Raw genomic sequence first — 12,048 nt, 5'->3', positions numbered from 1 at the left:
GGGCTTCAAACAGACGATTTTCTAATCCGCTGAAAAAGATATCGCTCAGGAGTTAGTGTTTTACTAGACCTCTTGCAAACCTATTTCTAATGGCAATTTTGGTGTCGAAGCTTGTCTATGCTCCTCAAATACATTAAGTATTCTGCGGTGCTCGACTACACTTCTCCTAAAAATTGCTCATCACAAAGTAGGTTTTGCAAGAGGTCTACTAGAGCGCCATTTTTTTATCGCAGGAGACGCGGCGGCTGGCAATGGATTAGCCACTTGCTTTTTCAGCCAAACGTAGCGTATGCGTTTAACGCTAAGGCCATAGCAGTAAAATGCCCCAACTTTTTGCCCAGAACTTGATTTTTTGTCCACTTTTTTATCAAGAATAAAGTGAAATACAATTCATTATTAACCAGTTACGTGAATAGATACGAATTATTACAGCTTATGCAATCAGCTTGGTAACTTGCTTGATTTTTATAGTGTATAAAGCTACATATAATCGATAAGTACTCAAAAAGATCAGTATCAGATCGAAAAAATGCATAGAAGATATATCTTCTATGCATTTTTTTATAAATTTGTCGGAGCCTTAGCTTAAGGAATCGCCGATCATGTCTTTTGTTTGCATCAAATATGATCAAAAAGAAGCTAATTATATAGTAGTGCATGCTCATGCATTTTTTTAAATAAAGCAATAACCACCTCTACAGTAGTATCTATGTTAGCTTTTTTGATATTATAAAATTATATGAAACATTCTTATACAGCGACTGTGCTCTGTTTGTCCACAATCTTATTTACAAGTTGTAAAGATGGAGATGAAACTTCATCCATGGAAATTGCAGAAAGTAACCCAAGCGAAGCTGCACAACAGCATCTAGCACAGGAAAAGGTCAAAGTTCTATGGGAACAAAAAATGACTAATACTCAACAGAACATACTAAATATCCTAACTGAATATATGGTAACCATACCCAAATTATCCATAGAACGGCAAAATCAATTGCGCAACCAATTATGCGGTCTTATCCTTAAGAATAATCTCCCTGAGGTAACACAACTAGTAGAACTATATGGGCTTTTTCTACAGCAGTTCAAGGAATGGTGCCTTAGATTGCCCTATAAGCAATTGGAGCTAGTGGTTGCTAGCATAGAAAAGGGTGAGCGTGGATTAAAAAACTTTCTAAGTGGGTATCTTATTGGACCGCAATCAACCGAATACGATATCAGCCAGGAGTTGCAGGAATTGCAGAAATTGCAGCAAGAAATTGGAGACGATATAAGGCAAGAGTTGCGAAAGGTATGGTATCAATACGAAAAAGACAGAGTGCCGCTCCTTATTGCTTGCAGGAACAATCCAGCAACCCTAAAGGAAATACCACAAGAATTTCACCAATCAATAACAGCGGTAAACCAACAGTATATTGAAGGTGACAACAAGCGCATAAAAGATTTAAGCGAAGCACTCCAAAAGCCACTGCAGGAAAAGTTCAAAATGGTATACAATAGCAATGTAAAAATTGGTTATAACTATAAGGATGATGTCATGCGTACCATCAAAGAGATCATAAATAAGCTGCCAGGATTCAATGAAGCATACAAGGCATACCATATATCACTAGATGGTTATCAGCAACTAGCGGATTATTATACTGCCTATCTAGAGAGTCTTCAAGATTGGTGTCTTAGATTACCTGCTAACGAATTAGAAGGGCTGATTGCTTTACTGGAAACTTGCGCTGCATCTACGCCGAACCATAACCGTGTGATACTAGAAATCAATTGTGCAAAAATAAATATAGCCTCTACTGAACCTAAAGAAAAGACATTTTTATATATGCAAATAGAAGCGCTAAAAAAGAGGTGGGAACTGCTTGCTACCTATATGAGGAGGCAAACAATTCTAGCACAAACACCAAAAGAATTCCAAAATGCACTAGAAAGCAAGCTTAATAGTTACGACACAAACAGCATACAAGGCAAGCTAAAACAATGGGAAAATGAATTGAACAAAATTCAGCAATAGCTACTCAACCAACTGTAGTACTTTAAAAGTATCTATTCAGGCCTGTGGCTGGGCCCCTGATCTCCTTCGATAAAAAGTCTGGCCCGATAGTAAATAGCTGAATCGATATCTTTTTCAGCGGGAAAATCGTGAACTCAGCCCGCAAGCGGGCTTCAAACAGACGATTTTCTAATCCGCTTCTAAGAAACTTCATTCTATATTCTATGAAGTTTCTTTTTTGGGTATAACCCACACTGTTGGGTATAACCCGCGGTGTGGGTGGGGGCTGAAAAATATATCGCTCAGGTGTCAGTGTTTTACTAGAGCGCCATTTTTTTATCGAAGGAGACGCTGCGGCTGGTAATGGATTAGCCACTTGCTTTTTCAGCCAAACGTAGCGTATGCGCTCAACGCTATGGCCATAGCAGAAAAATGCCCCAGCTTTTTACCGAGGGCTTGATTTTTTGCCCACTTTTTTTATAAAGGATAAAATTCATTATTAACCAGTGACGTGAATAGATACCCCACTTGCGCGAAGAAAATCAGCTATATAATAGGTATTTTCTATTAATTTTTATAAATTTGCCTAATCTTTTTTGTTGAATTGGATAGGGCATAAGTTACCTGCGCCACTTTATTGCCAGTGGTCATTTTACTTTGCTTGTAAGGCAAAGCAACCAAAAGGTTGAACAAAAATTTTTTTATAAGCCAATAACAGTTTTTAACAACATTAGGCTTTTAAATTTAAAATATAAAATTATATGCAATATTCCTACAAATCGCTCTTAGTTTATTTGATGACAGTAGTAACCATGACTGCTAACAACTGTAGCAAGAAGGAGCCAGTTAAGAGCATAGCACATATATACTCCAAGCCCAAAGAGACCCTGAACGAGGAGAAGAAAAGTGATCCGGAAGAGGAGAAGAACAATAATCCGGAAGCATCCCCCATACAAGAAGTAAAAGAAAATAAGGAAGACGTAGCATTAGAGGAATTGAGACAGCGGTTTGAAACAGTATGGAATGAAAAAGTAACAAATATTCTTGTTACTAAGAACGGTGTAATAGATTGGTTCTGTAAGCAGCTAACAACAACAGAACATGCGGAGTATAATGACCTTAAAAGTTTCCTAGAACAACAAGGGGGTATACAGGATATAGCAGATTATCTTAATAAGGCTAAAGATCATTCTAAAGCTTTGCTGCTTGAATTGCCCTTTGAGGAACTTCGTCAGATAACTGATTACCTAGAGAACGAATATAAGCCGGAAAACAATGGCGACAAGGTATTAACAGTTCTTCACAACCAATGCAATGAACTACAAGTTAACTGGCTCCCTCCTACAAGGGAGAAGTTTAATAACCTAATAGCAGACATGGTTACAAATCGCGAGCTGAAATGTAGTAGTTTGATTCTAAATGCTAATGATATAGAGAAGAGCAGGAGCCTAATTGAAGATACATTCAAGCAACGTGTAATAAATTACCAGAAAGACATTATCAGTTTAATAACAGGTTTTAAAGACTATGATCTGTACAAAACCAACCAAAGATTGGAGGAATTGGAACAAAGGGAAGAAGAGAAGAAAAAGCGAACAGAAAAAATGTTCGCTGGAACAGAAAATTACCCTATGGATGAGCTAAAAAAGTCGGTAAACGAACGCATCAATGAAGCCGTAACGGAAACAAATAGTGAGCTCAACACGAAACAGCAGTTATCCCCCGAGAAGGAGGTAGTACTTAGAATAAAGCAGGCATGCAACCCAATAGTCTTAATGGAGTCTAAGAATACTCATATTATACAATTCATAGATTACTGCAAGCAATATATAGAGCATATCAAAGGGTGGTATAATAAATTGACCGATGAAGAGCAGGGGAGGCTGTTTGATCTATATACTAAGCAGCCCAATCAACCGCCTTATATTATAGCATGTGTAAAGCAGTTGGTTAACGATGCCCTAAAAGGCAAGAATTCTACATTGATTTCTAACACAGAATTAAGAAATCTATTACAGATAGAGCAGGCCTATGCGAATGATATAGCTAAATGCGCTTTCGGTTACGGTTATCTTAAAGAGCCAGAAGATCTGCTTCTGGTGTATAATCTAAAACAGGATGGCTTCAAAACCACCGATCAGGCTATAAAAATATTTACTCCAAAATTAACGCAAAGCATAACAACACATGAAGAGACGCATAAGAGGTATCAGGAGAAGTTAAATAGCACAATAGCTAAGCTAGTTATCAATATCAAACAAGCACCCAAAACACCATAACCACCGATAAAGGAATGTAGCACAATACCCTTAGGGACTTGATTTGATTGAGCATCAAATTATTTGTATCTGTTCGGACAATGGTGTCAACTTAGGACATAAATATTGTTGATTATTAAATAGAACGCCATTTTTTGTGGCCATAATAGATTAATCCTTATGACAACTCTTTAAACTTAATTCTACCAACCAAATAACAATTTTTAAAAAGGTACGCTTTTGATATTAAAGTATAAAATTATATGCAATATTCCTATAAATCAACTTTAGTTTATTTGGTTACAGTAGTAAGTGTAGTGGCTAGCTGTGATAAGTCTAGTGAGAAGGAAAAGATCCAGAGCGTATCATATGGATACCCCAAGCCCAAAGAGACCCTGAACGAGGAGAACAAAAGTAATCCGGAAGAGGAGAACAAAAGTAATCCGGAAGAGGAGAAGAACAATAATCCGAACCAAAATCAGGAAAAGGACCCGAACGAGACTACAGAAAATAGAATATTGCAGGAATTGCAGGGCAAGTTCAAAACACTGTTTGATAGCAAAATAGAAATATGTTATAAAAAGGCAATAATGGCTAGCATCAAGAGTCTAATATATCGGATGAACGCATCCACTCAAATCCAGAATAAAGAGAACAATTTGTACGCTGAACAACTAGATATTAACTCTATAGATGATAAGTTAAAAAAGCGAATGGGGGATCATTTTTCCTCTTTTAAACAGAAAGTTAAGGATTGGTGCCTTACGCTACCACTTAAAGAACTGGAGCACCTTGTTACTTGCCTGGACAATTATCCTCCTCCACCTGAAACTAGTGAGACGAACAAGCAAGCTAATAAATTCCTAGACAAGTGTCACGAAATAGCTTCGGGTCCTGCATGTCAACAACTAAACGACTTAACGATTGAACAGTTCAATACAAAATGGGAACTCATTGCTGATTACTTCAAGGATCCAGAAATCCTAGCGAAAATGCCTCCGGCATGCCAAGATACCATACAAAACAGTGTTAAGGAATGCGGAAAAAAATTGATGGAGGAACTGATGGAGGAACTGATGAAGGACCTGGAGAAAAGTTTAAAAGCTTGTCAAAAAAATAATGATACACAAGGTAACCTAGCAAAGAGTGATCCTAGCAACGACGAAAAGAGGCCCAAAGAGGAGGAGACGAAAAGTGCCGTAAAGCCAACTAATATTAAGGATCGCCAGAATATTTTAGCAGACAAGAGCCTAATGTCTACCTTTAGCCAGATTCAGGATAGGGAAAAAGATGCAAAAAGAGAATATTGCAAGCAGAATTCAGCTCAACATGGCAAAAGAAAGTAAAAAACTAGTCTTTCAAAAAAATAATCAAATCACGTATCTTAAAAGCACATCTAACAAACTAAATTTAACTGACATGTATACATTCTAAATTTTTACTGCCTGTCAGATTAAATATCAACTACTACACAACTAAAAGAGACAAAGGATAGCGACTTCATAATGGAGAAAATAAAGGAATGCCGGGAGCATGCTAACGAAATATTAAAGGATCCTACTACCACGCCATACTTTTTATTGAAGGAGAGACAAGGTTATCAAAAGAAATAAAGAGGCCGAGCCACAGGCGTGAATAGATACCTTTAAACCATCTGTTTTCTTATTTTTGCTGCAGCGCTAAATGCCTTTATCAGCGGTCATAAACATTTAAAAAAGACTGCAAGATAATGGCAGCGCTTACCTTATCTATATTCCCTTTCTCCCCCCTATCCTTTTTAGAATAGCCGGCTTGATAGAGCCCCTGCATGGCCAGTTTAGAGGTAAACCGCTCATCCTGGTAATAGAGCGTTTGCCCTGGAAATGCCGCTTTTAATTGCACACCAACCCTTTCCACTACGCCACTCATTTTAGAGGGCTGACCATTTAACCCCTTGGGCATACCCATTACAAAGCTGACGACTTTTTCTTGTTGCAAATAGTCCTTTAAAAAAGAAAACAAAGTAGAAGTCGCTATGGTCGTAAAAGGCATAGCAATGACCTGTAAAGGATCGGTTACAGCAATGCCCACCCGCTTGAGTCCATAATCTATCGCTACAATCCTACCTGTTTTTTTTTCCATTATTTTTTAGGGTTAAACCGTCCGTTTTGTATGGGCTACTATACACTTGGCTACCGCTCCAGCAGCATGTTGTTGCCCTAGTAACCGGCGAACCACTGCATAGGCTTCTTTTTGTTGGACACGGCCATGGCCTGATAAAAGATCCTGTAAAGCAATACAAAGCTTGTTACCAGTGAGTTGGTATTGAATCAATTCTGGCACAACTGGGTGATGCATAAGCAGATTGACCAAAGAGATATGTTTTACCGTGACAACCCATTTGTAAAACCAATAAGCGAAGGGATGGGTCTTATAGACCACTATTTGGGGTAAGTCAAACAAAGCAGCTTCTAGACTAGCTGTTCCAGAAGCAATAACCCCGGCTTGTGCAACAGCCATTAGGTCGTAGGTTTGGTCATAAACCAGTTGCACAGTAGGTGGGCATATGGCTTGATACAAGCTGGCTGGCATGGCACGCAATCCAGCTACTACAAATTGATAGGCTTTAAAATGCTCCGCTTGCGCAACCATAAGCGGCAATAGACGCCGAATTTCATCCAATCTACTACCAGGCAATAAGGCTACAATAGGCCGCTCATCGAGTTTATTTGCTGCTCTAAAATCGGGGTTGATAGCATAATCAGCTACGCTTTGTACCAGCGGATTGCCTACATAATCGATGGCATCATAGCCCTGAGCGTGGTAATAGGCTGCCTCAAAGGGCAATATGGACCAAACATGGTCTACATACTGCTTGATCTTTTCTATTCTTTGCCGGCCATGTGCCCAGATCTTGGGCGGTATATAGTAGTGTACTTGAAATCCATGCCGCTTGGCAAATGGAGCCAGCCGCATATTGAAACCACTATAGTCAATTAAAATGACTACATCAGGCCGATAGTCAAGTAAGCTTTTTTGACAAAATTTTAGCAACTTCCATAGGGTATACCACTTTTTTAAAAAATCTATCCCCATATAGGCCATCGTTGAACCATCTACCCTACAAGGCTCTCCTATAGCTTGGGACATCTGGCCACCTCCACAAGCCCAAAAATCGGCATGGCCATCTATCGCTTTGAGCTGCCTAATCAAATCAGCCCCATGCATATCTCCCGAATGCTCACCAGCAATAATATAATAACGCATGGGTATTTTTATGAGACCTTCTGCAAAAGCTATTTCTAATGGCAATTTTGGTGTCGAAGCTTGTCTATGCTCCTCAAATACATCTAGTATGCTGCGGTGCTCGACTGCGCTGCTCCTAAAAATTGCTCACCTCAAATAGCTTTTGCAGAAGGTCTATGGTTAAATGCTACGCCAGCCATTCCACAAAGCACTCCATAAACCCACTGGCAGATAGCGCACATCGACTGGTTTAAATTAGGAAATAAAGGTAAAAAAATCTAATTTTAAGGGCTATTGCAGAGGAAAAAAAATTAAACATGCATCTCTTGAAGTTTCGCTTAACTTTCTTACTTTGGCTTGCCCCATTGACCGCATTGCAAGCAACCAGCCACTCCTTTTGGAACAACATTCAGCTACACAGTAGCTTTTGTATCAAAGCAGATAGCTATACAACCCATATTAGTGGCATGCACCCTGGTAGACAGGATGGTGAAATGGAAATCAATGGTGCACCCATAAATGGCACTACGATACAAGCCTACCGCATACGTTGGCACCATGCGCCTTCTATTTATTTTGAAAGGGATAAGGATAAAGATGATTCCGAACAAATTGGTTATGATCCTAAAGGGATTTTTGGTTTTACAGGAAAAGGTATAACCCTTGCCGCCCAACTTTTGGCATCTATAGACCTCTACCAGTTACGTATTGGCGCCGGTACAGCTATACGATGTTCTTTTTTAAAAAACATGACGGGCCAATGGATTGGTAGCAAAGCCTTACATGATGATCCAAATAACGAAACCAAAGGGTTCAGCTATATACCTGAACATGGCTACTATTTTACTTGGACCCCTTTGCTGCGAGTAGGATTTAAAATAGTTAATAGTCAATATTATACTGTATTAATAGATACTACTTGGGCACCCTGCATCTATAACTTTTCTGAACTAGGTAAACGGGGTTATTGGGTCTACCAACGTAATTTGGATTTGGGGAGTACATGGGAAAAACAGCTTTCGCGTTACCTGAATTGGAACCTTCGCCTTGCTTATGGTTTTTGTTTATACAATGAGTTTTTAGAAGCATATGAACCATCCAGCCCGGATCATCTGATTAGCGTCAGCCATTATACAGGTGGTATAGTAGCGCAAGTGGGCATCAGCCTATGTATGCCTGGATTCAACAAATGCCCTGTAGTAGGATGTCATGCCACACTAGACCATACACATGGTGGCAGGGAGTACAGAGGAAGTGGATTTTTTACCGACTCATGGTAAATGATAAAACCGTTGCAATATGTCCACAAACCAAAGCGATGAGCAAGTATATTCACCTAAAAAGCTCTTTTTAATAGATGGTATGTCGCTCATCTACAGGGCCTATTTTGCCCTTGGAAAAGCAGCTCCTACTACCACACAAGGTGTTAAAACAGGCGCCATACTGGGCTTTGTCAATACCCTAGTAGAGGTATTACAAAAAGAAAAGCCGACCCACTTGATCGTTGCCTTTGATAGCAAAGAGAAAACCTTTCGACACAAGCTATTTCCAGCCTATAAATCCCACAGGCCAGCGCAACCAGAAGAGCTCTCTCTAGCCATTCCCTATATCAAATCGATTCTAGAGGGGTTTGGCATTGCATCTATAACCTATAGTGGCTATGAAGCAGATGACCTGCTGGGCACATTGGCCCAAAAGGCGGTAGGGGCTACTACCTACATCATGTCCACAGACAAAGACTTGGCCCAAATGGTGCAAGAGGGTGTTTACCTATATAAACCCAGCAGCCATGGTCAAAGCGCAACCATACTCGGCGAAAAAGAAATCTTGGCCCAATGGGAGATTGCTAGACCAGCACAAATCAAAGATATTTTAGCGTTAGAAGGAGATCCCTCTGATTTTATTCCAGGTATTCCCTCTATTGGCAAAAAAACTGCTCGAAAGCTTATAAAGGAGTTCGATAATCTGGAAAATTTACTAGCACATAGCCATCAGCTAACGGGCAAGCTCCAAGCCGCTATCGTGCAATATGCAGACCAAGCGCTGCTTTCCAAACAGCTGGCCACTATTTGCACAGATGTCCCCATTACACTAGATTGGGACCAATGCCATTACCGAGGGCCCAATAGAAGCAAATTGGAGCCGCTGTTTACCCTACTGGAATTTAGACAACTCAATAAGCGACTATTTGGCACGCAAACAGCAAATCTATTTGAAACAGCACAAAAGGCAGGCTATACCCTTATAGAGACCCTGGCAGACTGCCAAGCATTGATGCAAAAGCTGCAAAAAGCAACCATATGGGCCTTTGATATAGCCACCACCAATATGGATGCACACCTGGCTGATTTATTAGGCATTGCTTTTGCTTATCAAACTGGCCAAGCGGACTATATAGCCATACCTACAGATGCAACAGCAGCCAAACCATTTTTATCGCTACTCAAGTCCCTATTTGACCAAACAGATGCGGTCAAAATAGGACATAACTTAAAACATACACTGATCGTATTGCAGCGCCATGGACTCAGCATGGCCCCTCCCCTATTTGATACAATGATTGCGCATGCGTTGATTGCACCAGATAGACCGCACCATTTTGCTGCATTATCTGCACAATATCTAGACCATACCCCTAACCCAATCCATATAGCAGCAGCAACCTCCCAGCGGCTCAAAGCAGCGGTAGGCGAGCAGGCCGACCTCGCCTTACAAATGTACCCAACTATTGCCCAAGCACTAACAGAACAAGGCGTGGCCGACCTATTTTACCGGGTTGAAATGCCATTGGTACAAGTATTGGCAGCCATGGAACAGGAAGGGGTTTCCATTGATTTGCCCTTTCTAGCCACCCTAGGGGAAAAGATGAAGTGCACCACTGATGATCTGACGCAAAAGATTTACACATTGGCCCAAACCAGATTCAATATTGATTCTCCCAAACAACTGGGTGAGGTATTATTTGAAAGATTGCAGCTGCAGGCAAAACCGATTAAAACCAAAGGAGGGCAATACGCCACAGGCGAAGCGGTATTGGCCAAGTTAACCAAAACGCATCCTATTATTGCAGCCATTATGGAATACCGTGGCTGGCAGAAGCTCCGTTCTACCTATGTAGATGCATTGCCAAAAATGGTCCACCCGATAGACAAGCGGCTGCATACCACTTATCACCAAACCGTGGTAACTACAGGCCGGTTGAGTGCTACAGCGCCTAATTTACAAAACATACCAATTAGAACCCCCATAGGGCGCGCATTGCGCAAAGCATTTATTCCACACCAGAAAGGAGCGCTGCTCTTTGCTGCCGACTATTCCCAAATAGAGCTACGGATTATGGCAGCTTATGCACAAGATGCCACAATGATCATGGCCTTTCAGGCAGACAAAGACATCCACCGAATCACTGCTAGCAAACTCTTTAAAACAGAGGAGGTAGATGAAGAAATGCGTCGAAAGGCTAAAATAGCCAACTTTGGCATCATATATGGCATTTCTCCCTTTGGCCTATCGGAACGAATGGGCAATTTATCTAGACAAGAAGCAGCTGAGTTGATTGCTGCCTATTTTCAAGAATTTCCAGGTATTAAAAGATATATGGAAACAACCATTGCCAAAGCCCAAGCAAATGGCTATGTAACCACTCTACTGGGTAGAAAACGTCCACTACCCGATATACACGCCCGCAATAGCATGCTGCGCAGTGTTGCAGAACGCAATGCGATCAATACCCCTATTCAAGGCAGTGCTGCCGAAATGATTAAGCTGGCTATGATTCAGATTCACCATTGGCTAGAAAGCCATAAACTGAAAAGCAAACTGATTATACAAGTACACGACGAACTGGTTTTTAATGTACCAGCAGCAGAAGTCGCCGACCTGCAGCACCATATTCCGCTACTCATGGAACAAGCCTTGCCACTGGAAAATGTACCCATTAAAGTAAACTGGAATATAGGCAGCAATTGGTTGGAAGCACATGAGCCAGTTGCACCTATAAAAGATCGAAACTTTATGTAAATTACGTGTCCACATTGTTTTTAACCTATTAGCGGTTAATTTTGTATAAAGGTTATGCAGTAGCATCTGTCCTTGCAATAGCGCGGGCTTAAGAAATAAATATTATTGACTATTAAGTAGAACAGCATTTTTTACATGGAATATTGGTATACGCAGCACTTGTGGCCACCGATAAAGGAATGCGGCCACAATAGCTTTTCTTATCATTATCAGCCCCGCGTCTCCTTCGATAAAAAAATGGCGCTCTAGTAGGCCTCTTGCAAAACCTACTTTGTGATGAGCAATTTTTAGGAGAAGTGTAGTTGAGCACCGCAGAATACTTAATGTATTTGAGGAGCATAGACAAGCTTCGACACCAAAATTGCCATTAGAAATAGGTTTTGCAAGAGGCCTAGTAAAACACGAACACCTGATCGATATCTTTTTCAGCGGATTAGAAAATCGTCTGTTTGAAGCCCGCTTGCGGGCTGAGTTCACGATTTTCCCGCTGAAAAAGATATCGATTCAGCTATTTACTATCGGGCCAGACTTTTTATCGAAGGAGATAAG

At 40.6% G+C, this 12,048-nt stretch carries 8 protein-coding genes; 5 read left to right on the top strand and 3 right to left on the bottom strand.

Annotated features, from left to right (window positions below; all coding sequences use genetic code 11):
* Positions 1-180: 180 nt before the first annotated feature.
* Positions 181-360, bottom strand: coding sequence for a hypothetical protein (locus AAHM81_RS04105; protein WP_342265232.1), 180 nt, complete (start codon positions 358-360; stop codon positions 181-183).
* Between the two features lie 379 nt (positions 361-739).
* Here AAHM81_RS04105 and AAHM81_RS04100 point away from each other — a divergent pair, with 379 nt between their 5' ends.
* The 3 genes from AAHM81_RS04100 to AAHM81_RS04090 all read left to right on the top strand — a co-directional run bounded on the left by AAHM81_RS04100 (position 740) and on the right by AAHM81_RS04090 (position 5,600).
* Positions 740-2,017, top strand: coding sequence for a hypothetical protein (locus AAHM81_RS04100; protein WP_342265231.1), 1,278 nt, complete (start codon positions 740-742; stop codon positions 2,015-2,017).
* 740 nt (positions 2,018-2,757) lie between these two features.
* Complete coding sequence (locus AAHM81_RS04095) at positions 2,758-4,275, top strand: hypothetical protein (protein WP_342265230.1); 1,518 nt, start codon at positions 2,758-2,760, stop codon at positions 4,273-4,275.
* Between the two features lie 242 nt (positions 4,276-4,517).
* Positions 4,518-5,600 (top strand): hypothetical protein, encoded by a 1,083-nt coding sequence (locus tag AAHM81_RS04090; RefSeq protein ID WP_342265229.1) that lies wholly within the window; start codon positions 4,518-4,520, stop codon positions 5,598-5,600.
* Positions 5,601-5,946: 346 nt separating this feature from the next.
* On the opposite strand, the gene ruvX is transcribed toward AAHM81_RS04090, so the two are convergent.
* Positions 5,947-6,375 (bottom strand): Holliday junction resolvase RuvX, encoded by a 429-nt coding sequence (gene ruvX / locus AAHM81_RS04085; protein ID WP_342265228.1) that lies wholly within the window; start codon positions 6,373-6,375, stop codon positions 5,947-5,949.
* A 12-nt stretch (positions 6,376-6,387) separates the two neighbouring features.
* Complete coding sequence (gene lpxB, locus AAHM81_RS04080) at positions 6,388-7,500, bottom strand: lipid-A-disaccharide synthase (protein WP_342265227.1); 1,113 nt, start codon at positions 7,498-7,500, stop codon at positions 6,388-6,390.
* A gap of 296 nt (positions 7,501-7,796) precedes the next feature.
* On the opposite strand from lpxB, the gene AAHM81_RS04075 reads away from it, so the two are divergent.
* A complete protein-coding gene (locus AAHM81_RS04075) occupies positions 7,797-8,759 on the top strand; it encodes a hypothetical protein (protein WP_342265226.1) in 963 nt (320 codons plus the stop codon).
* A 19-nt stretch (positions 8,760-8,778) separates the two neighbouring features.
* On the top strand, positions 8,779-11,499 hold the full coding sequence (gene polA, locus AAHM81_RS04070; RefSeq protein ID WP_342265225.1) for a DNA polymerase I: 2,721 nt from the start codon (positions 8,779-8,781) through the stop codon (positions 11,497-11,499).
* The last annotated feature ends 549 nt before the right edge of the window (positions 11,500-12,048 follow it).

The organism is Cardinium endosymbiont of Philonthus spinipes (assembly GCF_964030745.1).
Classification (GTDB): domain Bacteria; phylum Bacteroidota; class Bacteroidia; order Cytophagales; family Amoebophilaceae; genus Cardinium.
This window is presented reverse-complemented; position numbering and strand designations above follow the sequence as displayed.